Origin of the sequence: Halomonas ramblicola (assembly GCF_030409215.1) — a bacterium.
Taxonomy (GTDB): Bacteria; Pseudomonadota; Gammaproteobacteria; order Pseudomonadales; family Halomonadaceae; genus Halomonas; species Halomonas ramblicola.
The window spans coordinates 12,504-33,679 of record NZ_JAUFPL010000005.1 but is presented as its reverse complement, the minus strand read 5'-3'; the positions used below and the strand labels follow the sequence as shown (position 1 = coordinate 33,679).

General features: G+C 69.8%; 16 protein-coding genes and 2 riboswitches. Of the genes, 8 read left to right on the top strand and 8 right to left on the bottom strand.

The features are described 5' to 3' along the window. Nucleotides 1–26: 26 nt before the first annotated feature. The 5 genes from QWY80_RS01325 to QWY80_RS01305 all read right to left on the bottom strand — a co-directional run bounded on the left by QWY80_RS01325 (nucleotide 27) and on the right by QWY80_RS01305 (nucleotide 5,962). Nucleotides 27–800: an enoyl-CoA hydratase-related protein gene (locus QWY80_RS01325; protein WP_290228866.1), complete on the bottom strand. Its 774-nt coding sequence runs from the start codon at nucleotides 798–800 to the stop codon at nucleotides 27–29. A gap of 91 nt (nucleotides 801–891) precedes the next feature. Next, the gene (locus QWY80_RS01320; RefSeq protein WP_290228865.1) at nucleotides 892–1,740 is read right to left on the bottom strand and encodes a 3-hydroxybutyryl-CoA dehydrogenase; all 849 of its coding nucleotides are present in this window, start codon (nucleotides 1,738–1,740) and stop codon (nucleotides 892–894) included. A gap of 61 nt (nucleotides 1,741–1,801) precedes the next feature. Beyond that, on the bottom strand, nucleotides 1,802–3,610 hold the full coding sequence (locus tag QWY80_RS01315) for an acyl-CoA dehydrogenase (protein WP_290228864.1): 1,809 nt from the start codon (nucleotides 3,608–3,610) through the stop codon (nucleotides 1,802–1,804). Nucleotides 3,611–3,690: 80 nt separating this feature from the next. Beyond that, on the bottom strand, nucleotides 3,691–5,106 hold the full coding sequence (locus QWY80_RS01310; RefSeq protein WP_290228863.1) for an MFS transporter: 1,416 nt from the start codon (nucleotides 5,104–5,106) through the stop codon (nucleotides 3,691–3,693). A gap of 220 nt (nucleotides 5,107–5,326) precedes the next feature. After that, nucleotides 5,327–5,962, bottom strand: coding sequence for a class I SAM-dependent methyltransferase (locus QWY80_RS01305; protein WP_290228862.1), 636 nt, complete (start codon nucleotides 5,960–5,962; stop codon nucleotides 5,327–5,329). Nucleotides 5,963–6,037: 75 nt separating this feature from the next. Here QWY80_RS01305 and QWY80_RS01300 point away from each other — a divergent pair, with 75 nt between their 5' ends. The 8 genes from QWY80_RS01300 (at nucleotide 6,038) to QWY80_RS01265 (ending at nucleotide 16,464) form a co-directional block, all read left to right on the top strand. After that, nucleotides 6,038–6,445 (top strand): VOC family protein, encoded by a 408-nt coding sequence (locus tag QWY80_RS01300; protein ID WP_290228861.1) that lies wholly within the window; start codon nucleotides 6,038–6,040, stop codon nucleotides 6,443–6,445. A 111-nt stretch (nucleotides 6,446–6,556) separates the two neighbouring features. Further along, nucleotides 6,557–6,934 carry a DUF4870 family protein gene (locus tag QWY80_RS01295; RefSeq protein WP_290228908.1) on the top strand — a complete coding sequence of 126 codons (378 nt, stop codon included), beginning with the start codon at nucleotides 6,557–6,559 and terminating at the stop codon, nucleotides 6,932–6,934. 4 nt (nucleotides 6,935–6,938) lie between these two features. Beyond that, nucleotides 6,939–7,868, top strand: coding sequence for a lysophospholipid acyltransferase family protein (locus QWY80_RS01290; RefSeq protein WP_290228859.1), 930 nt, complete (start codon nucleotides 6,939–6,941; stop codon nucleotides 7,866–7,868). Nucleotides 7,869–8,077: 209 nt separating this feature from the next. Beyond that, the gene (locus tag QWY80_RS01285) at nucleotides 8,078–9,622 is read left to right on the top strand and encodes an OpgD/OpgG family glucan biosynthesis protein (protein WP_290228858.1); all 1,545 of its coding nucleotides are present in this window, start codon (nucleotides 8,078–8,080) and stop codon (nucleotides 9,620–9,622) included. Beyond that, on the top strand, nucleotides 9,609–11,543 hold the full coding sequence (gene mdoH / locus QWY80_RS01280) for a glucans biosynthesis glucosyltransferase MdoH (RefSeq protein ID WP_290228857.1): 1,935 nt from the start codon (nucleotides 9,609–9,611) through the stop codon (nucleotides 11,541–11,543). Before QWY80_RS01285 ends, mdoH begins: the two co-directional genes overlap by 14 nt. A gap of 46 nt (nucleotides 11,544–11,589) precedes the next feature. Continuing rightward, nucleotides 11,590–11,711, top strand: a riboswitch (TPP riboswitch). Nucleotides 11,712–11,787: 76 nt separating this feature from the next. Beyond that, nucleotides 11,788–12,456: a thiaminase II gene (tenA, locus tag QWY80_RS01275; protein WP_290228907.1), complete on the top strand. Its 669-nt coding sequence runs from the start codon at nucleotides 11,788–11,790 to the stop codon at nucleotides 12,454–12,456. 38 nt (nucleotides 12,457–12,494) lie between these two features. Beyond that, nucleotides 12,495–12,607: riboswitch (TPP riboswitch) on the top strand. A gap of 71 nt (nucleotides 12,608–12,678) precedes the next feature. Beyond that, nucleotides 12,679–14,568, top strand: coding sequence for a phosphomethylpyrimidine synthase ThiC (gene thiC, locus QWY80_RS01270; RefSeq protein WP_290228856.1), 1,890 nt, complete (start codon nucleotides 12,679–12,681; stop codon nucleotides 14,566–14,568). Nucleotides 14,569–14,688: 120 nt separating this feature from the next. Next, nucleotides 14,689–16,464, top strand: a complete 1,776-nt coding sequence (locus QWY80_RS01265; protein ID WP_290228855.1) for a sugar phosphorylase — start codon at nucleotides 14,689–14,691, stop codon at nucleotides 16,462–16,464. A 109-nt stretch (nucleotides 16,465–16,573) separates the two neighbouring features. Here QWY80_RS01265 and QWY80_RS01260 read toward each other — a convergent pair whose 3' ends face one another. The 3 genes from QWY80_RS01260 to betT all read right to left on the bottom strand — a co-directional run bounded on the left by QWY80_RS01260 (nucleotide 16,574) and on the right by betT (nucleotide 21,121). After that, nucleotides 16,574–17,800 carry a glycosyltransferase family protein gene (locus tag QWY80_RS01260; RefSeq protein ID WP_290228854.1) on the bottom strand — a complete coding sequence of 409 codons (1,227 nt, stop codon included), beginning with the start codon at nucleotides 17,798–17,800 and terminating at the stop codon, nucleotides 16,574–16,576. Then, nucleotides 17,797–18,708, bottom strand: coding sequence for an HAD-IIB family hydrolase (locus QWY80_RS01255; protein WP_290228853.1), 912 nt, complete (start codon nucleotides 18,706–18,708; stop codon nucleotides 17,797–17,799). Before QWY80_RS01255 ends, QWY80_RS01260 begins: the two co-directional genes overlap by 4 nt. 343 nt (nucleotides 18,709–19,051) lie before the next feature. After that, nucleotides 19,052–21,121 (bottom strand): choline BCCT transporter BetT, encoded by a 2,070-nt coding sequence (gene betT, locus QWY80_RS01250; RefSeq protein ID WP_290228852.1) that lies wholly within the window; start codon nucleotides 21,119–21,121, stop codon nucleotides 19,052–19,054. Between the last annotated feature and the right edge of the window lie 55 nt (nucleotides 21,122–21,176).

Genomic DNA, 21,176 nt, shown 5'->3' with positions numbered 1-21,176 from the left:
GTTGCGGTCTGGCCTGCGCCGTCGAATCAGAAGTTCGGCTTGCGCTTCTCGACGAAGGCGTTCATGCCCTCGGTCTGCTCCTCGCCGGCGAAGCAGAAGGCGAACAGGGCGTTCTCCAGCGCCAGGGCGCTGTCCAGGTCCTGGTCCATGCCGTCGTGAATAGCCTGCTTGGCGGCACGCATCGCCTGGGGGCCGTTGCCGCCGAGTTGCTTGGTGAGTTCCTCCGCATGGGCCTCGAGTTCGCCCTGCGCCATCACCCCGTTGACCAGGCCGATACGCAACGCCTCGGCGGCGTCGATCTTGCGCCCGGTAGTGCACAGGTCCAGGGCCATGGCCGGGCCGACGCGGCGCGGCAGGCGCTGGGTGCCGCCGAAGCCGGGGATCACGCCGAGCTGCACCTCGGGCTGGCCGAAGACGGCGTTGTCGCTGGCCACCGCCCAGTCGCAGGCCAGCGCCAGCTCGCAGCCGCCGCCCAGGCAGAAGCCGTTGACCAGCGCCACGGTGGGCACCGGCAGGGTCTCCAGGCGCTTGAAGGTGGCCAGCGCCTGGCGGGCGAAGTCACGCGCCTGCTCCGGGGTCTTGTCGCGCATCTCGGCGATGTCGGCGCCGGCCACGAAGGCCTTCTCGCCGGCACCGGTGATCAGCACGGCACGCAGGTCGTCGCGTCCCTCCAGCTCGACCAGCACGCGCTCCAGCTCGCCGATCACGGCGCTGTTCAGGGCGTTGAGCGCCTTGGGACGGTTGATGGTCAGGCGTACGATGCCGGCGTCGTCGACGACCTCGATCAGCTTCTCGCTCATGGGGGCTCCTGCAGTCGTTGTTCAGGGAGTACCGCCCAACCCTAGCGAACGCTAGGTTGGGCGGCAATCCCCTCTTTTGTCGGAGTGCGAGTCACTCGTACACGTGGAAACCGCGGCCCGTCTTGCGCCCCAGGTAGCCGGCGTCGACCATGCGCCTGAGCAGCGGGCAGGGCCGGTACTTGGGATCGCCGAAGCCCTCCTGCAGTACCTCCATGATCGACAGGCAGACGTCCAGGCCGATCAGGTCGGCGAGCGCCAGCGGGCCCAAGGGATGGGCGGCGCCGAGCTTCATCGCCGAGTCGATATCCTCGGCGCTGGCCACGCCCTCCTGGAGCAGGAAGGCCGCCTCGTTGATCATCGGCACCAGCAGGCGGTTGACCGCAAAGCCGGGGCTGTCGGCGATGGCCACGGCGGTCTTGCCCAGCGCTTGGGTGAGCGCCTCGATGCGCGCCACGGTGGCATCAGAGGTCTGCTCGGCGCGGATCACCTCCACCAGCTTGAGCACCGGCACCGGGTTGAAGAAGTGCATGCCCACCACCCGCTCGGGGCGCTCGCACACCGCCGCGAGCCGGGTCAGCGACAGCGAGGAGGTGTTGGAAGCGAGTATCGCATCCCGGGTCAGGCGGCTCAGGTCGCGGAACAGCTGCTCCTTGAGGGCCGGCTGCTCGGGGGCGGCCTCGATGATCACCGCACAGTCGCACAGGGCGTCCAGCGCGGTAGAGGTCGAGAGGCGCGCCATGGCCTCGCCCTTGTCGGCTTCGCTGAGTTTTTCCTTGGCCACCAGCTTGCCCAGTCCCTTGTCGATATTGCCCCGCGCCCGCGACAGCTGCTCGTCGGCCACGTCGTAGAGCTGCACCGCGAAGCCGCTGGTCACCAGCACCTGGGCAATGCCCTGGCCCATGGTGCCGGCACCCACCACGCCGATCGGTTGTTGACTCATTGCACTCTCCTTGATGTGTCGTCTTCACGCGGAACCCGTGACGTCGAATCGGCATACTATCTCAGCGGGCGGCGGGGTCGAAGGCGGCGAGGCTGGCCATGCCGGCCTCGATCACCGCGCGCTGGGCGCGGCCCACCGGCAGCCACTGGCGGATGGCGTAGTCGGCGGCCTGGCGCTTGGCCGCGTAGAAGGGATCCCGGCTGCCGGCCTCCTGGGCGGCCACCGCCCTGAGCGCCGCCCGGCCCATCTGCCAGGCACACAGCACATGGCCGGCGAGGCTGAGGAAGGGGCTGGCGTAGGCCTGGACGGCGTCGGAGCCGGTCTCGAGGTGGACGCCCTGCTCCAGCACGCTGGCCAGGGCGGCGGTGAGGTCGGCGGCGCCGGCGGCCAGGTGCTCGCCCAGCGGCGCCAGTCCGGGGGTGACGGCGAGCGCCCGGGCGGTGCCCTCCACCTCGTCGATCAGGCTCGCCAGCGCCGCGCCGCCGTCGCGCTGCAGCTTGCGCCCGGCCAGGTCGAGGGCCTGGATACCGTTGGTGCCCTCGTAGATGGGCGCGATGCGCGCGTCGCGCAGCAGCTGGGCGGCGCCGGTCTCCTCGATGTAGCCCATGCCGCCGTGTACCTGGATCCCCAGCGAGGCAATCTCCACCGCCTGGTCGGTGGAGAAGGCCTTGACCACCGGGATCAACACGTCCGCCCGTGCCTGGGCGGCGGCGCGCTCGTCCTCGTCGGCGGCATGACGCGCCACGTCGAGCTGGGCGGCGCAGTAGAGCGCCAGGGCCCGCAGGGCGTCGGTGCGGGTGCGCATGGCGAGCAGCATGCGTCGCACGTCCAGGTGGTCGGCGATGGGGCACGCGCCACCGCCGCGGCTGCCGGGGCGCTTGCCCTGCACGCGCTCGCCGGCGTAGGCGAAGGCGTGCTGGCAGGCGCGCTCGGCCACGCCGATACCCTGCACGCCCACCTTGTGGCGCGCCTCGTTCATCATGGTGAACATGTGGTTGAGACCACGCCCCTCCTCGCCCACCAGGTAGCCGATGGCGCCGTCCCGCTCGCCGAAGCTGAGGGTGCAGGTGGGCGAGCCATGGATGCCCAGCTTGTGCTCCAGCGAGGCGCAGGTGACGTCGTTGCGCACCCCCGGCGAGCCGTCGGCATCGACCAGGGGCTCAGACACCAAGTACTTCGGCACCAGGAACAGCGAGATACCGCGGTTGCCCTCGGGGGCGTCCGGGGTGCGCGCCAGCACCAGGTGGAGGATGTTGTCGGCGGCGTCGTGCTCGCCCCAGGTGATAAAGATCTTCTGCCCGAACAGGCGATAGTGATCCCCTTCCGGCACGGCCCGGGTGCGCACCTGGGAGAGGTCGGAGCCGGCCTGGGGCTCGGTGAGGTTCATGGTGCCGGTCCAGCTACCCTCCACCAGCCGCGGCAGGTAGGTGGCCTGCTGCTGCGCGCTGCCATGATGGGCCAGGGCCTCGATGGCCCCGGCGGTGAGCATCGGGCAGAGCCCCAGGGCCATGTTGGCGCCGTGGAGCATCTCCTGCACGGCGCTGGCTACCACCTCGGGCAGCCCCTGGCCGCCCAGCGCCTGGGACACCCCGATGCCGTTCCAGCCGCCCTCGGCATAGGCGCGATAGGCCTCGGCGAAGCCCTCGGGCAGGATCACGCCGCCGTCGTCGCGGCGGGTGCAGCCCTGGCGGTCACCGCCGGCGTTGAGCGGCCCCCACACCTCGCCGGCGAGCCGGCCCGCCTCCTGCAGCACGGCCTCCACCAGGTCGGGGCTGGTCTCCTCGAAGCCGGGCAGGGCCAGCGAGCCATGCTCGAGGAGCTCCTCGAGCACGAAACGCACGTCACGCAGGGGGGCGACATAGGTCGTCATGGGATCCTCCGGAAAGAATGGCACCGGCGATCGTAGATTCCCTGGTGGCTACAGGCCACTAGGCCAAGGTCTTAGGCCCGTCAGCCCCGACCGGGAAAGGGCTCGATCCCCGGCAGGACCTCCTGGTGAGGGTCGTCGGAAGCCTCGGGCTCGTCATAGTAGGCGATATGCGTCTCGTCCCGCGACGGCGGTCCCACCAGCGGCTCGGCCACCGCCACCTCGGGCACGGCGCCGGAGAGATCCTCCACGTGTTCGTGCTCGGTGGCGCCCTGGAACAGCGCCTCGGTGACCGCCAGCTCGGCGCCCACGCTGGACATGGGCGAGGTGGGCGCGAAGGGCGCCACCGGCACCGGCGCCGGGCGCACGCTGCGCCGCCAGGCGAAGAAGGCGACCAGGAAGAGCCCCAGGCCACCGAAGCTCCAGAACAGGCCGGCATCGCCCAGAACGGCCATCACCGGCGAGATCAGCGGCGGGCTGAGGGCCGAGCCGATGGCGTTGATCAGCAGCAGGCCCTGGCTCATGCGCACCAGGGCGCCGGCCGGGGCGCGGTCGGCGGCGTGGCCCACGGACACCGGGTAGAGCGAGAAGATGCCGCCGCCGAGAAGGAACAGCAGCCCCGCCAGCAGCCAGGGACTCATCGGCAGCCAGAGGATGGCGGCGGAGATCAGCGCGCAGAAGCCGCCGATGCCGATCAGTACCAGTTGGCGGTCGTGGCGATCGGACCAGCGCCCCACCGGGTACTGCAGCAGCATGGCCCCCAGCACCACCACCGCCATCATCTGGCCGACCCGGTCCACCGAGAGGCCGATGCGCTGCAGGTAGAGTGGCAGCAGGGAGTAGGCGGCGGCCACGGCGATGCCCGAACCGAAGCTGCCCATCACCCCGGTGGGGGTCAGGGTGATCAGCCGGTGGGGCGGCAGCGGCTCAGCCTTCTCGATCAGCGGCGAGACCCGCGGGATCATCGCCATGGGCAGCACCGAGAGCGAGGCCAGCATGCCGATCACCATGAAGGAGCTGGCCCCGCCCATGGCCTCGGTCACCCCCAGCAGCAGCTGGCCGAGCACGCCGGCGGCGTAGAGCGAGATCATGTAGAGGGCCAGCAGCCGGCCGCGCACCTTCGCCTCGCCGGCGGTGAGCAGCCAGCTCTCGATGACCAGATAGACCCCCACGGTGGCCCAGCCGCCGATCAGGCGCAGCAGGAACCAGGCCACCGGATGCTCGATCAGCCCCTGCAGCAGCACGGTCACCGCCACCAGGGAGGCGAAGCTGCCATAGGCGCGGATATGGCCGATGCGCAGCAGCAGGCGGTCGTTGAGCATGGCGCCCAGCGCCAGGCCGATGAAGTAGGCCGACGACACCCAGCCGATCACCACCGGCGAATAGCCGGCGACATCGAGGCGCAGGGTGATCAACGTGGCCAGGAAGCCGTTGCCGATGCCGAGGATGAACAGCCCCAGCAGGGGGGCCAGGGCCATGACCAGCAGTTGCCGCGACATGAGGGGCCTCGCGAAGCAGGATCGAAACCAGGAAAGGGTGGCAGAAGTGACGTGGGAACGCCTGCCCGGTCGGCGTGGGAGGGACGCGATCACCGACTCGGCGCGGGAATCATACGCCCGCCGGCGGCCCTGTCAATCGTCGTTACGGCCTGGCCGCACGGTGCCGGTGCTTCCCACTGGAAGTCCCGGCGAAAACGACAGGATCCTCCGCTTCCCGCGCCTACCACTTCTGCAACAGGGCCACATCGGCCGCCGGGAAGGTCACCGTCATGCCCAACTCGTCGGCGAGCCAGGCGAAGGAGGCCTCGCTGAAGAAGGCCACGTGGGTCGGGTCGAGGATATAGTGCCAGCGGGCGAAGGCCGCCGGGGTGGTGACCCGCTTGGTCATCACCCCGAGCCAGCCGCCCGGGGGCAGCAGGGCAACGAGCCGGGCGAACTCGCGGCCGGGGTCGAAGAGGTGCTCGGCGACCTCGGTGGCGGTGATGAAGTCGTACTGCCGCGCCAGTACCGAGGTATCCGGGGCGTAGAAGGGATCGTAGATGGCCATGGGATGGCCGGCCTCCTCGAACATCACCGACAGCGTCGGCCCGGGGCCGGCGCCGAAGTCCAGGCCACGAGTGCCGGGCGCCAGCCGTTCACGCAGCGGTTCGAACAGCCGCGACAGGAAGCGCCGGTAGCCGGCATCCTCCGGGGAGTTCTCGTGCCGGTCGTAGACCGCCCGCTCGTCCGCCGGCCCCAGGCGCCAGACCGGCGGCACATGGACCAGCGAACAGCAGCGGCAGCGCCGATACTCGCGCCGGGCGTCGCGGTGGAAGTCGGTGGTGTCCTGCGATCCGCATAGCGGGCAAGTCTGCATCGTCGTATCCTCTGTGCCAGATCCCCTTGACTCAGGATTCCCTGCTGTCTCCCGAACCCCTGCAAGGAGAACCGCATGCTGTCAGGTCTGGACCATCTGGTCATCACCGTGACCGACATTTCCCGTGCCGTGGACTTCTATTCCCGGGTGCTGGGGCTGGAGGTGCGCTACCGCAACCGCGAGCGGGTCGACCTGATGCTGGGCGACATCGCCCTGCGCCTGCACTGGACCGCCACCGACATCTCGCCGCGGGCCGCCACCCCCACCCCCGGCAGCCTGGACCTCTGCCTGCGCAGCCTGCTGCCGCTGGACGAGGTCCGCCGCCACCTCGAGGCGCTGGACGTGGACGTGGAACTGGGCCCCGTGGCCCGCCAGGGAGCCACCGGCCCCATCGAGTCACTCTACCTGCGCGACCCGGACGGCAACCTGATCGAGATCAGCCGCCCCCGACGCAACGCCGACGAGGACGCGACACAGGACTGACCCGGCATGGCCATGGGCCGTCCCATCCACCAGCGGATGGGCGGCGCCGGTGGCATTGTCGCCGCCGGCCGGTATCATGGGCGGCTCCATCTTCTCAGCCAGACCAATCCCATGAGCGACAACGTCCAGAACGACAACGTCATCGTCGAACCGCACCGGCCCGTGGATACCACCATCCCCATGGTGATCTACGCCCTGCACCTCGCCAGCATCGTCACCGGTGGCCTGACCGCCCTGGTCGGCGCGGTGATCGCCTACGTCTACCGTGGCCGAGGCCCCGCCTGGCTCGACGAGCACTATCGCTACCAGATCCGCACCTTCTGGATCGGCCTGCTCTACTTCTGCGTCTCCGGCCTGTTGACCCTGATCCTGATCGGCTTCGTGCTCTGGCTGGTGGCGGTGATATGGCTGGTGATCCGCTGCGTGAAGGGCTTCAAGGGGCTGCAGGAACAGCGCGCCCCGGAGAACGTGGACACCTGGCTGGTGTGAGCCCATGGCCGAGGCGAGTTCCCAGTCCAGTCCCCTCCAGGCCCGCGCCATCGCCGCCCTGTGGCAGGCACTGGCCGGCCGCCGCCTGGCCACCCTGTGGCGCCTGTCGCGCCTGGCCGGCCCCTTGGTGCACCGCCTCAGCCGGCGCGAGCGCGAGGTCACCGAGATCAATCTGGCGCAGGTCCACTCCGCGCAAGGCGAAGCCGAGCGCCGCCGCCTGGCCCGCGAGAGCCTGACCCACTCCACCGCCACCATGCTGGAGCTGGGCTTCGCCTGGATGGGCGCCCCCGAGCGGGTCGAGGCCGCGATCCTCGCCGTGCATGGCCGCGAGCTGCTCGACGAGGCCCGCGCCGAAGGGCGCGGGGTGATCGTGCTGGCGCCCCACTTCGGCAACTGGGAGGTACTCAACTTCTGGCTCTCCAGCCACTTCCCCTTCACCGCCATGTACGAGCCGCCCAAGATCGCCGAGCTCGACGCCGTGACCCGTCGGGGGCGCGAGCGCATGGGCGCCAGCCTGGTACCCACCAACCCGCGTGGCGTGGCGTCCCTGCTCAAGGCGCTCAAGCGCGGTGAGGCGATCGGCATCCTGCCCGACCAGGAGCCCTCCTGGGGCAGCGGCGTCTTCGCGCCCTTCTATCACCGCCTGGCCTATACCGCGACCCTGCTGCCCAAGCTGGTGGCGCGTACCGAGGCGCGGGTCGTCACCGGCGTGGCCCGCCGGCTGCCCGGGCGCGGCTTCGAGCTCCACTTCCTCGCCGCCGACCCGCGGGTCTACGCCACCGACGAAGCCGAGTCGGCGACCGGCGTCAACGCCTGCGTGGAGGCCGCCATCGCCCTGGATCCGGCCCAGTACCAGTGGGAATACAAGCGCTACCGCAAGACCCCCGAGGAGGGCGCAGGTCGGCCCGACTACAAGCGTTTCCGGCTCTACTGAGCCCCCTGTCGCCAGGTGGCAGCCGGTGCGGATGGCACCCAGGCGCTCGAGGACGGGCATCGGGAACTCAGCCCGGCCCGCATGATCAAACCGCCAGGTTTCAAGGCATGACAACACCAATGACCAACGACACGTCTTGAAGATCCAAGCTATCTCCTGGCTCGGCTTGCGCAGGGAGTGCCGGCGGGACCACATGGAGAAAGACGCACGTGACGACCGCGCTACGACGCCTCAGTCTCGCGTGGGGCCTGGCCCTGAGCATGGATGCCTCGGCGGCTGCCCCGGAGGAGCTGTTCGACCGGGTCGCTGACCGCGCCCGGCAACTCGCCGCCGAATCCTACCAGGCCCCCGAGTCGCTCTTGCCGCCCGAACTGGCGGAGATGGACTACGACCAGTACCGGGAGATCCGCTTCGAGCCAGAGGCGTCGATCTGGAAGGACGAGGGCCTCTTCGAGGTCCAGCTGTTCCATCCCGGCTTCCTCTACGACCAACCCGTCCGCCTGAACCTGGTCGATGGCCAGGGCGCGGTGCGTCCCCTGCCCTTCCGCCGGGAACGCTTCCGCTACGACGGCGACGCCTCGGCACTCGCCGACCTCGAGCTCGACGACATCGGCCATGCCGGCTTCCGGCTGCACTATCCGCTGAACCGTGGCGACTACCATGACGAGTTCGCGGTCTTTCTCGGCGCCACCTACTTCCGCCTCGTGGGGCGCCACCAGGGCTACGGGCTCTCCACCCGGGGCCTGGCCATCGACACCGCCGAACCCCATGGCGAGGAGTTCCCGGCATTCCGCGCGTTCTGGCTGTTGAAGCCGGAGCCGGAGGCGACGCGCATGACCGTCGTCGCCCTGCTCGACAGTCCCTCGCTGGCCGGCGCCTACCGCTTCGACATCGCCCCCGGGGAGCACACCACGGTCGACACCGAGGCACGGCTGTTCGCCCGCGAGGACATCGACAAGCTCGGCATCGCCCCGCTCACCAGCATGTACCTGCATGGCGAGATCGGCCACCGTCCCGCCGACGACTATCGCCCCCGGGTCCACGACTCCAATGGCCTGGTCATGCAGACCGGCAGCGGCGAGTGGATCCTGCGCCCGCTCAGCAACCCGGAGGAACTCCGGCTCTCTCGGTTCCAGGACCAGTCGCCGAAAGGCTTCGGACTCCTCCAGCGCCCCCGCGACTTCTCGGCCTTCCTCGACGCCGAGGCCCACTACGAGCGCCGCCCCAGCCAGTGGGTGCAGCCGCTGGAGGACTGGGGCCGGGGCAGCGTGGAACTGGTGGAGATCCCGACCCGGAGCGAGACCCACGACAATATCACCGCCTACTGGGTCCCCGACCGGCCGCTCGCCGCCGGCGAGTCGCGCCGCTACCGCTACCGCACCCTGACCTTCGGCGCCACGCCGCCCGGCGAGGAGGTCGCGCGGGTGATCCGCACCCGCCAGGGCTGGGGCGCGGTGCCCGGCCAGGACGACCCGCCGCCCGCCAGCCGTCGCCAGTTCGTGGTCGATTTCCGCGGCGGCGAGCTCGCCGGCCTCGATGCCAGCCAGCCGGTGGAGATGACCCTGGAGAGCTCGAGCGGCGAGACCCTGGAGTCCCGGGTACGGCGCCTCCCGGATGGCGAGACCTGGCGCGCCAGCTTCCGCCTGGCCCCCGAGGGTGACACGCCTGCCGACATGCGGCTGTTCCTGACGCTGAACGGCCGCCGCCTTACGGAAACCTGGAACTATGTCTGGTACCCCGATGAATTCGATTGACGCCCGACGCGCCGCGTCCCCGGCCCGGCCGCCCTGGCGCAAGACGCGGCGCCTGGTCTTCGCGCTGCTCTGCGCGGGCACCACCGCGCTGGGGGCCTGGGCCATGTTCCGGATCCTCTTCGTCGGGGGGATCTCGCCGCTGGAGCTGGTCATCCTGGGGCTGTTCTCGATCACCTTCGGCTGGATCACCCTCGCCTTCTGGAGCGCGGTGATCGGCTTCGTGCTGACGCTGGTCCGACGCGACCCGGTGACCCTGGCGAGGCGCCGCATGGCGAATCCGCCCGCCGGCCTGTCCTCGCGAACCGCCCTGGTCATGCCGATCCACAACGAGGACGTGGAGCGGGTGGTCGCCGGCCTGGAGGCCACCTGCCGCGACCTGCCGCCGCAGACCGCGGAGCGCCGGATCGAGGCCTTCGTGTTGAGCGACAGCACCGACGCGGCCATCGTCGACCGGGAGGCGGCCCAGGTAGGCGCCCTCCAGGCCAGACTGGCCGGACACTGCCGAGTGCATTACCGGCACCGGGACGGCAACGCCGGCCGCAAGGCCGGGAACCTGGCCGAGTTCTGCCGCCGCTGGGGGCGCCACTACGACTACCTGCTGGTGCTGGACGCCGACAGCCTGATGCGGGGAACCACCATCGCCTCGCTGATCGACGCCATGCAGGCCAACCCGCGCCTGGGCTTGCTGCAGACGGTGCCGATCCCGGTGCGCCAGGACAGCCTGTTCGGCCGGGCCAACCAGCTGGCGGCCTCCCTCTATGCCCCCATGCTGGCCGCGGGACTCAGCTTCTGGCAGGCCGATGCGGCCAACTACTTCGGCCATAACGCCATCCTCCGCACGCGCGCCTTCATGGCGCACTGTGGCTTGCCGACCCTGCCCGGCAAGCCACCGCTGGGCGGTGACATCCTCAGTCACGACTTCGTCGAGGCCGCCTTGCTGAGGCGTGCCGGCTGGGCGGTCCAGATGCAGACGGACCTCGCCGGCAGCTACGAGGAGATGCCCAGCCACCTGCTCGACTACGCCAAGCGCGACCGTCGCTGGGTACAGGGCAACCTGCAGCACCTGCGCCTGCTCGCCGGCCGGGGCCTGCACACCCTGAGCCGGCTGCACTTCCTGTTCGGGGCCCTGGCCTACCTCTCCTCGCTGATCTGGCTGGGCATCCTGGCCGTCAGCACCCTGGACGCCCTGGTCCGTGCCCTCAGCGAGCCGAACTTCTTCACCGCCGACGCCCAGTTGTTCCCCGACTGGCCGCTCGCCCCGCCACCGCTGATCATGCCGCTGCTGGCCGGCACCCTGGCGATGCTGCTGATGCCCAAGGTGCTGGGGCTGGCGTTGGCGCTGCTGCGTCGCCCCGCCGACTTCGGCGGACCGCTGCGGCTGGTGGCCAGCGTGCTGCTGGAGGCGCTGTTCGCCATGCTGATCGCGCCGCTGATGATGCTGTTCCACAGCCTCTTCGTCATCAGCGTGCTGAGCGGACGCACCGTCGCCTGGGATCCCCAGGCCCGCGAGGGGCGTGCGGTCCCCTGGCGGGAGGCCTGGCGGCTGACCTGGCCGGCCAGCCTCGCCGGCCTGCTCTGGGCGCTCGTTACCTGGTGGTATACGCCGGTGTTCTTCTGGTGGCTGACCCCGGTCTGGCTGGGCCTGCTGCTGGCCGCTCCCCTGGTGAGGTGGAGCAGCAGCCTGACCCTGGGGCGCGCCCTGCGCCGAGCCGGCCTGTTGCTGGTTCCCAGCGAGACCCGCCCCCCTGCCGTGCTGCGCGAGCTGGCCGATCGAACGGCCACCCCCGCCGCGGCGCCCCCCTCGCCACCCCCCGAGGAGCTGCCCGGCGAGATGCCGGTACAATCCCTGTCGGCCTTCCGGCGCCCCTTGGCGTCAGGCGCCCGCGGGGAGCGGGCGGTCGGCGAGCGCGGGCCCTCCTGAGCCGGATGACGGGTGGCAAGACCTCGTCAAGCTGCTAGACTGGCCACGACGCTTGACGGGGTGCCGGTGAATCCGGCTGAGATGGCGCAGGTTCGAGAGAACGCAGCGCTGGTCCCGTGGAACCTGATCCGGTTGGCACCGGCGTAGGGAATCAGGCGATGGGCCGGCGCCGGCCGCTTCCCCGCGCAGCCCCTCTCCCCTTCCTCGCCCGACCTCCGGATCCCGACCCCTGACCGGAGGCATGATGGGTTACCGCTTCAGCGATCTGACCGCCGCCTGCCAGACCGACTGGCGCGCCTACATCGAGCACGACTTCGTGCGCGCCCTGGGCGCCGGCACCCTCGAGGAGGGCGCCTTCCGCCACTACCTGCAGCAGGACTACCTCTTCCTGATCCACTTCGCCCGGGCCTATGCCCTGGCCGCCTACAAGAGCCGCACGCTCGCCGACCTGCGCCAGGCCCATGACGGCCTCAAGGCGATCCTCGACGTGGAGCTCGACCTCCACGTCGGCTACTGCCGCGACTGGGGCATCGCCGAGGAACAGCTCGCCACCCTGCCCGAGGCCCGCGCCACGCTCGCCTATACCCGCTACGTCCTGGACGCCGGCAGCCGCGGCGACCTGCTCGACCTGCACGTGGCCCTGGCCCCCTGCGTGGTGGGCTACGGCGAGATCGCCGGCTGGTTGGGCGCCCAACCGTTCACGGTGCGCGGCGCAAACAACCCCTATGACGCCTGGATCGCCATGTACGACGGCGAGGAGTTCCAGGCCGCCATGCACGCCGAGATCGCCTGGCTCGACGCCCGCCTGGCCGAGGTGAGCCCGGCACGCTTCGAGGAGCTCTGCACGGTGTTTCGCGACGCCACGCGCCTCGAGATCGACTTCTGGCAGATGGGGCTGGACCGCGCGGACTAGCCCACTGCCGCCCCGCCCGCCGATGCCGGCGGGCACCACCACGCTTGACGGGGTGCCGTTGACGACGGCTGAGATCATGCAGCACCCAAGCATGGATCCCGTTGAACCTGAACTGGCTAGGACCAGCGTAGGGATCAAGCGTCCGGCGGGCCTCGCCCGCCGCGCCCCCTGACCGCTGTCCTCCCTGACAAGACCCTCTGACAACCCAAGGGAGAACACCCGATGAGCAAGACCGCCCACTTCCTCGCCGAGACCGCCCAGGTCGACGAAGCCGCCATCCAGCCGCTGCCCGGCTCGCGCAAGGTCTATGTCGAGGGCTCGCGCCCGGACATCCGCGTGCCCTTCCGCGAGATCAGCCTCTCGCCGACCCGCACCTCCGGCGCCGACGAGCAGAACCCGCCGCTGCTGGTCTACGACACCTCCGGCCCCTACACCGACCCCGAGACCAGCAACGACCTGCGCCGCGGCCTGCCCGAGCTGCGCCGCGCCTGGATCGAGGAGCGCGGCGACACCGAGTTCCTCGATGGCCCCACCAGCGAGTACGGCCAGCGTCGCGCCAACGACCCGACGCTGGCCCCGCTGCGCTTCGACCTGACCCGTACCCCGCGCCGCGCCAAGGCGGGCAAGAACGTCACCCAGCTGCACTATGCCCGCCAGGGCATCGTCACCCCGGAGATGGAATTCATCGCCATCCGCGAAAACCAGCGTCGACAGGCCCTGGGCACCGAGGAGGTCGAGCGGATCCTGGGCCACCAGCACCCGGGCGAGGGCTTCGGCGCCCGGCTGCCCGAGGAGATCACCCCGGAGTTCGTGCGCCAGGAGGTGGCCGCCGGCCGCGCCATCATTCCCAACAACATCAACCACCCGGAGTCCGAGCCGATGATCATCGGCCGCAACTTCCTGGTGAAGATCAACGGCAACCTGGGCAACTCGGCGGTGACCTCGTCCATCGAGGAAGAGGTCGACAAGATGACCTGGGGCATCCGCTGGGGCGCCGACACCATCATGGACCTCTCCACCGGCCAGAACATCCACGAGACCCGCGAGTGGATCATCCGCAACGCCCCGGTGCCGATCGGCACCGTGCCCATCTACCAGGCACTGGAGAAGGTCAAGGGCGTGGCCGAGGACCTCACCTGGGAGGTGTTCCGCGACACCCTGATCGAACAGGCCGAACAGGGCGTGGACTACTTCACCATCCACGCCGGCGTGCTGCTGCGCTATGTGCCGCTCACGGCGAAACGCGTGACCGGCATCGTCTCCCGGGGCGGCTCGATCATGGCCAAGTGGTGCCTCTTCCACCACCAGGAGAGCTTCCTCTACACCCACTTCGAGGAGATCTGCGAGATCTGCAAGCAGTACGACGTGGCGTTCTCGCTGGGCGACGGCCTGCGCCCCGGCTCGGTGGCCGACGCCAACGACGAGGCCCAGTTCGCCGAGCTCGAGACCCTCGGCGAGCTGACCCATATCGCCTGGAAGCACGACGTCCAGGTGATGATCGAGGGCCCCGGCCACGTGCCCATGCACCTGGTCAAGGAGAACATGGACAAGCAGCTCGAGGCCTGTGACGAGGCGCCCTTCTACACCCTGGGGCCGCTGGTCACCGACATCGCCCCGGGCTACGACCACATCACCTCCGGCATCGGCGCGGCGATGATCGGTTGGTACGGCTGCGCCATGCTCTGCTACGTGACCCCCAAGGAGCACCTCGGCCTGCCCAACAAGGACGACGTCAAGACCGGCATCATCACCTACAAGATCGCCGCGCATTCCGCCGATCTCGCCAAGGGCCACCCGGCCGCCCAGCGCCGCGACAACGCCCTGTCCAAGGCGCGCTTCGAGTTCCGCTGGGAGGACCAGTTCAACCTCGGCCTGGACCCGGACACCGCCCGCGAGTACCACGACGAGACCCTGCCCAAGGACTCGGCCAAGGTGGCCCACTTCTGCTCCATGTGCGGGCCCAAGTTCTGCTCCATGAAGATCAGCCAGGAGGTCCGCGACTACGCCAGGGACAAGGGCCTCGACGGCGATCAGGAAGCCGTCATGCGAGGCATGGAGGAGCAGGCGGAGAAGTTCCGCCAGGCGGGCGCGGAGCTGTACAAGGAGGTGTAAGCCTTCGCGATCTCCCGCCGCGATGTCACGCCGGCCCTCGGGCCGGCGTGCGTGTTCCGGGGCCACCGCTGGCACGCCCCCTGCATATGCAGGGAGAACGCACAGCACGGCGGCCGGCCCATGGACACCCCTGCCTTCACCCCCTCGCTCACCACGCCCCTCGACCTCGATGCCTTCCGCGACCGCGCGCGGCGCCACCTAGCCGTGCTCTACGGCCCGCGGGCCGAGGAGGTGCAGCGCCGGCTGCTCACCCTGCTGGCGCATCGCCCGCCGGCGATGCACCGCCGCGAGGCGGGCTCACCGCTGTGGAGCGAGCGCGACCAGTGGCTGATCACCTACGGCGACGGCCTGCTCGACGGCAAGCGGCCGCCGCTGGCGGTGCTGGCCGGCTTCCTCGACGAGCGGCTGGCGGAGACCTTCAGCGGGGTGCACGTCCTGCCCTTCTTCCCCTGGAGCAGCGACGACGGCTTCTCGGTGATCCACTACCGGGAGGTCGACCCCGCCCTGGGCGACTGGTCGCACGTCCGCGAGCTGGCCGGCAAGCGCGACCTGGCGGTGGACCTGGTGCTCAACCACGTCTCCCGGGAGTCGCTGTGGTTCGTCGACTATCTCGCCGGCAGCCAGCCGGGCCGCGACTACTTCCTCGAGATGGACCCGGCCACCGACCTCTCCGCCGTGGTACGCCCGCGCAACACCCCGCTGCTGGTGCCGGTGCCGACCCGCCGCGGCACTCGCCACCTCTGGGCGACCTTCTCCGAGGACCAGATCGACCTCAACTTCGCCAACCCCGACGTGCTGCTGGAGTTCATCGGCATCCTGCTGTTCTATCTCGAGCAGGGCGCCAGGGTCGTGCGCCTGGACGCCATCGCCTACCTGTGGAAGGAGCTCGGCACCCCCTGCATCCACCTGCCCCAGACCCACGAGGTGGTGCGCCTGCTGCGTGCCGTGGTCGACCATGTGGCCCCCGACACCCTGCTGCTCACCGAGACCAACGTGCCCCACGAGGAGAACCTCAGTTACTTTGGTCTCGAGCGTCTTGCGCACGGCGATGTTCCCGACGAAGCGCATCTGGTCTACCAGTTCCCCCTGCCGCCACTGCTGCTGCACACCCTGACCGGCGGCGACGCCAGCCTCCTCGCCGCCTGGCTCGACGGCCTGCCCACCCTGCCGCCGGGCTGCAGCTACCTCAACTTCACCGCCAGCCACGACGGCATCGGCGTGCGCCCCCTGGAGGGCTGGCTGCCGCCCCACGAGATCGAGGCCCTGCTGGAGCTGATGCACCGCTTCGGCGGCTTCGTCAGCATGCGCGCCAACCCCGACGGCAGTGACAGCCCCTACGAGATCAACATCACCTGGTTCGACGCCATGAAGGGCACCCGCCGCGGCGCCGACCCCTGGCAGATCGAGCGCTTCCTGTGCAGCCAGCACCTGATGCTGGCCCTGCAGGGCATCCCGGCCCTCTACCTGCACTGCCTGACCGGTACCCTCAACGACCACGAGGGGGTCGAGCGCAGCGGCCGGCTGCGCTCCATCAACCGCCGCCGCTGGCAACTCGACGAGCTCGAGGAACTGCTCGACAGCCGCAACACCCCCACCCGGGAGGTGTTCCTGGCCATCCGGCGACGCCTGGCGGTACGCCGTGCCGAGCCCTGCTTCCATCCCGACGCCCCCCAGCGGGTGCTGCCCACCCCGCCGCAGCTGCTGGTACTGGAACGCGGTCCGCTGGCCTGCGGCCGGCGGCTGCTGGCGATCCACAACGTCACCGACCGCCGCCAGCCGCTGGCCCTGGAAGCGCTGGCCGAGGGGGCCTGGTACGACCTGCTGGAGGAGGCGCCCTGGGCGCCGGTGGACAGCCTGGCGCCCTACCGCAGCCTATGGCTGGTGAAGAAGTCATAAGAGAAAAGAAGGAAGAGCATGGGTTTCTTTCCTCTTCCAGGTGCGAAGCACCGGTCTTCCTTCTTCAAGCGGCGCAGCCGCGCTCTTCAAGCTTCGGGAGTAGCCCGGCTTACCGCTCCCCGGAGGGGTCGTTGTCGGCCTCCACCGCGGCGAAGAGCCGCTCGGGGAGGTCGGGGATGGCCGCGCGTACGCGGTTCCAGCTGGGAATGAAGGGGCGCTCCCGGGGGTTGTCGAGGAAGGCGCTGCCGGCCTCGAGCAGGTTGGCGGCGAACAGTTCCACCGAGCGCTCCTCGCGGTGGCGGTCGAGGCTCAGGCCATTCATCTCGGCGTCGTGGGCATAGGCCTCGATCAGGTCCAGGGCCAGGCGGTAGTAGGTGGCCTTGAGGGTGCGGAAGCCCTCGGCGCTGAAGGTCACGCCCTGGGTCGCCAGCTTGCGGTAGAGCGCCTTGGCGATATCCAGGCTCATGCGGTTGAGCCCGGCGGAGGCGTTCGCCTCGGAGACCGGCTGGTGCTTGTGGTCGTAGGCATCGGCCAGGTCCACCTGGCACAGCCGCTTGGTGGAGTAGTTGCGGTGCACCTCGGAGAGCACACCGATCTCTAGCCCCCAGTCGGCGGGGATGCGGATGCCATCGAGCACCTCGGCGCGCATGGAGAACTCGCCGGAGAGCGCATAGCGGTAGCTGTCCAAGTACTCCAGGTAGGGCAGTGGCCCGTGGATCTGCTTGAGTGCGCGCAGCAGCGGGGTGACCAGCAGCCGCGACACCCGGCCGTTCAGCCGGCCCTCGGCGATGCGCGGATAGTAGCCCTTGCAGAACTCGTAGTTGAAGTGGGGGTGGGCCACCGGGTAGAAGAGCCGCGCCAGCATCCCGCGATCATAGGTGAGGATGTCGCAGTCGTGCAGGCCGACCACGGCGCCGCGGCCCGAGGCCTGGACGAAGCCGGCGCAGAACCAGACGTTGCGCCCCTTGCCGGGCTCCTGGGGCGAGAGCCCGCGCTCCTCGAGCTCGGCGTCCAGGGCGCGCAGGCGCGGCCCGTCGTTCCACAGGATGCGGTGGTGCTGGGGCAGGCGGGCGAAGAACTCCCGGGCCTGCAGGAACTGCTCGCGGTCGGCGCGATCGAGGCCGATCACCACCTCGGCCAGATAGGGCACCCGACTGAGCTCCTCGACGATATGCGCCAGCGCCGGTCCCTCCAGCTCGGAGTAGAGCGAGGGCAGGATCAGGCTCATGGGCCGTCGCCGGGAGAAGGCGACCAAGTCGGCCTCCAGCTCGGCCACCGGGCGGCGGGTCAGGTTGTGGAAGTCGGTGACGATGCCGTTCTGGTGGAAGTCGCTCATGCCGCCGCCTCCCCGCCGGCCGGTTCACGGCATGCCGCCGGGATCACCCGGCGGTCGGCTCGCCCCCACCAGTGGGCCACCCCCTCGGCCCAGCCGGCGGGACCCGTGGCCTCACTGCGATACAGTGCCGGTTGCTCGGGCTCGACCGCCAGGCCGTGACAGCCGCGGATCACCACCGCCTGGTCCACCGCCTCGAGCATGGCGATGTCGTTGGGGCCGTCGCCCAGCGCCAGCGTCAGGGGTTGGCGGCCGCGCAGCGCCCGATGGCGCGCCACCAGCCAGGTCACGGCGTTGCCCTTGTGGGACTCCCCGGTGACGTGCCAGAAGCGCCCGCCGCGCACCAGGCAGAGGCCGTCGCCGGCCAGGCCACGGCGAAAGGCCTCGAGGCGGGCCTCGTCGTCCCGCCAGAGCAGCGGCTCGCTGCCCTCGCGCAGGCGCGCCAGCCGCGCCTGGGGTTCCGGCAGGCCGGTGAAGGCCACCAGCTCGTCCAGGGGCATCTCGCTCATGGTGGTGAAGCCCGCACCCAGTCGCTGGCGCCAGATCGACAACCGCTTGCGGATAAAGCCGATATCCACCCCGAGCGTCTTGATCACCAGGCCGTCGGGACCGGCGTCCCGCTCCAGGCGGGCGTGGCACCAGGCCGGCGGCAGGCCCACCACGGCGCCGTTCTCGGCGATGAAGGGAGTATCCTCGAAGCCGAGCTCGCGGCGCAGGGCCAGCAGTTCGCTGCGGGTCTTGCTGGTCACCGGGATCACCGGCACCCCGAGCGCTTTCAACCGGGCGAGCCAGGGCCGCGCCGGCGCCCAGTCGTAGCTGTGGTGGTCGAGCAGCGAGCCGTCCAGGTCGGTGAACAGCAGCCGCGGGGTCAGGGCGGCATCCCGCTCCGGCGTGGCGTGATCGGTGGTCATGGCGGCACCCGTGTCAGACAGTCGTATCCCTGCCTTGCACGCGGCGTGCCAGCCCGCCCGATATTCTCACCTTATGTCCCGGGCTATCGCAGTTGCCTACGGCGAGGGGCGCCGGGGACAAGCCGAAGAGGAGGTCCTACGCCAGGGATGGCGTCGGTAGCGCCCAGGGAGGGGTTCACAGCGCCTCCTCGCAGGCTTGTCGTCGGATCAGCCCCGAGCGATGGAAGCTATTTGCAATAGCCCTGACCGCATCGTCGCCGGGCGAACGAGCGCTCCCTACCGGGGCGGCCATGCACCATGCGAGTGCGGCGCTGCGCCCCAGGACGGGGCGCACGCCTCGCCGTCACCGCCCGGCCTTGACGGGATCGTCCGGCATCACGGCGTTGCCGCCCGGCAGTTCGCGCTGGCTGTACAGGAACTGCAGGTGCTGCTCGTACTGGTCGAGGATATCGGCGATCAGTTGCTCGACGTTGTAGCCGTAGACGTCGTAGCCCTGGCCCCCCTCGAGGATGTGCACCTCCAGCCGGTAGTAGTGCGAGCCCGCGTGGGTATCGCGGATCGTGAAGGCGGGCATCGACGCCCGGCGCGGCCAGATCTGGTAGGTGAAGTCCTGCTCGCCGCCCAGGTCGACGTTGAGTGCCAGGTGTTCCCCGTCGCCGCTGCCCTCGACGACCTCGACGCTGAAGCCCTTCTCGCCCAGTACCTCGCGGATCTGCTGCATGGCCGGACGCCCCACCTCGGCAAGGAAACGACGCGCCTGCGCATGGTCCGGGAAGCTCACGGCACGCACCAGCCGCTGGCGCCAGCCACGCCCCTCGCCGAGCGTGGTCCGGGCCGAGAGCTGGCCCGCCATGCTGTGGCGCAGGCTGTCCTCCTTCATGCCCTCGACCTTGAGCGCCTTGAACAGCCCCAGCATCATCAGGAAGAGCACCACGGCAAAGGGCAGCCCCATGATCACCACGGCCCCCTGCAGTGCCTCCAGGCCGCCGGCCATCAGCAGCGCCAGGGTCAGCATGCCGATGATGGCGGCCCACAGGATGCGCATCCAGGAGGGCGCATCGTGGTTGGGGTCGGTCAGCACCGAGGTGAGGTTGGAGAGCACCAGCGAGCCCGAGTCGCCCGAGGTGACGAAGAACACGATGGCCAGCACGGTCACCACCACGGTGGTCAGGCCCACCCAGGGGATGCCCTGCAGGAAGAGGTAGATGGCCGAGCCCGGGTTGTTCATGGCCTGCTCGCCGAAGTCCGCCACGGCCGCGGTGTCGTTCATGATCATGTCGATGGCGCTGTTACCCATGATCGACATCCAGGCCATCATGAAGGTCAGCGGCAGGATCAGGGTGCCGGCGACGAACTGGCGCAGGGTGCGGCCCCGGGAGATGCGCGCCAGGAAGAGCCCGACGAAGGGGCCCCAGGCGATCCACCAGGCCCAGAAGAACACCGTCCAGGCATTGAGCCAGTCGGCGGGCGGGTCGAAGGCGTAGGTGTGGAACGACAGTGAGAGGAAGTTCGACAGGTAGTCGCCGACGTTCATCACCAGGGCATTGAGCAGGAATACCGTCTGGCCGCTGAACAGCACGAACAACATCAGCAACAGGGCCAGCAGCATGTTGAACTCGGACAGGCGGCGGATGCCCTTGTCGACGCCGGTGACCGCCGAGATGGCCGAGAACACCACGATCAGGATCGCCAGGGCCGCCTGGGTGAGGGTGCTCTCCGGGACGTCGAACATGTAGTTGAGGCCGAAGTTGAGCTGGATGATGCCGATGCCCAGGCTGGTGGCGATGCCGAACACGGTGCCGAGCACCGCGGCGATGTCCACGGTGTGGCCGATGCCGCCCTTAATGCGCTTGCCGAACACCGGATAGAGGGCCGAGCGAATGGTCAGCGGCAGCCCGTGGCGATAGCTGAAGAAGCCCAACGCCATGCCCACCAGGGTGTAGATGCCCCAGCCGGAGAGCCCCCAGTGCAGGAAGGTCAGCTCCATGGCGTGGCGTGCCGCCGCCACCGTGCCGGGGTCACCCTCGGGCGGGGCCAGGAACTGGGCGACGGGTTCGGCGATGCAGAAGAACAGCAGGTCGATGCCGATGCCGGCGGAGAACAACATGGCCGCCCAGGTCACCATGTTGAAATCCGGCCTGGAGTGGGCGGGCCCCAGCCGCAGCTTGCCGAAGCGCGACAGCCCGATGGCGATGACGAACACCAGGTAGAACACCACCGACAGGAAGTAGAACCAGCCGAAGGTGTCGGAGATCCAGCCCAGCACGGCGAAGATGACGCCGCTCGCCTGCTCGGTGAAGATCATCGTCCACAGCGCGAAGACCACAATGCCGGTGGCCGAGCCGTAGAAGACGATGGGATTGATGCGGTCCTGGGGGACCTCTTCGCGGGGGGAGGAAGGGGTCGTCGCCATGTCGCTCTCCTTTCGAGGGGTGTGACCGACGTCCATCACCGGCAGGCACACTCGG

What these genes read in the sequence shown, in the direction of transcription:
- QWY80_RS01325 (WP_290228866.1), bottom strand. Translation starts at nt 800, where the DNA reads ATGAGCGAGAAGCTGATCGAGGTCGTCGACGACGCCGGCATCGTACGC.
- QWY80_RS01320 (WP_290228865.1), bottom strand. Translation starts at nt 1,740, where the DNA reads ATGAGTCAACAACCGATCGGCGTGGTGGGTGCCGGCACCATGGGCCAG.
- QWY80_RS01315 (WP_290228864.1), bottom strand. Translation starts at nt 3,610, where the DNA reads ATGACGACCTATGTCGCCCCCCTGCGTGACGTGCGTTTCGTGCTCGAG.
- QWY80_RS01310 (WP_290228863.1), bottom strand. Translation starts at nt 5,106, where the DNA reads ATGTCGCGGCAACTGCTGGTCATGGCCCTGGCCCCCCTGCTGGGGCTG.
- QWY80_RS01305 (WP_290228862.1), bottom strand. Translation starts at nt 5,962, where the DNA reads ATGCAGACTTGCCCGCTATGCGGATCGCAGGACACCACCGACTTCCAC.
- QWY80_RS01300 (WP_290228861.1), top strand. Translation starts at nt 6,038, where the DNA reads ATGCTGTCAGGTCTGGACCATCTGGTCATCACCGTGACCGACATTTCC.
- QWY80_RS01295 (WP_290228908.1), top strand. Translation starts at nt 6,557, where the DNA reads ATGAGCGACAACGTCCAGAACGACAACGTCATCGTCGAACCGCACCGG.
- QWY80_RS01290 (WP_290228859.1), top strand. Translation starts at nt 6,939, where the DNA reads ATGGCCGAGGCGAGTTCCCAGTCCAGTCCCCTCCAGGCCCGCGCCATC.
- mdoH (WP_290228857.1), top strand. Translation starts at nt 9,609, where the DNA reads ATGAATTCGATTGACGCCCGACGCGCCGCGTCCCCGGCCCGGCCGCCC.
- tenA (WP_290228907.1), top strand. Translation starts at nt 11,788, where the DNA reads ATGGGTTACCGCTTCAGCGATCTGACCGCCGCCTGCCAGACCGACTGG.
- thiC (WP_290228856.1), top strand. Translation starts at nt 12,679, where the DNA reads ATGAGCAAGACCGCCCACTTCCTCGCCGAGACCGCCCAGGTCGACGAA.
- QWY80_RS01265 (WP_290228855.1), top strand. Translation starts at nt 14,689, where the DNA reads ATGGACACCCCTGCCTTCACCCCCTCGCTCACCACGCCCCTCGACCTC.
- QWY80_RS01260 (WP_290228854.1), bottom strand. Translation starts at nt 17,800, where the DNA reads ATGAGCGACTTCCACCAGAACGGCATCGTCACCGACTTCCACAACCTG.
- QWY80_RS01255 (WP_290228853.1), bottom strand. Translation starts at nt 18,708, where the DNA reads ATGACCACCGATCACGCCACGCCGGAGCGGGATGCCGCCCTGACCCCG.
- betT (WP_290228852.1), bottom strand. Translation starts at nt 21,121, where the DNA reads ATGGCGACGACCCCTTCCTCCCCCCGCGAAGAGGTCCCCCAGGACCGC.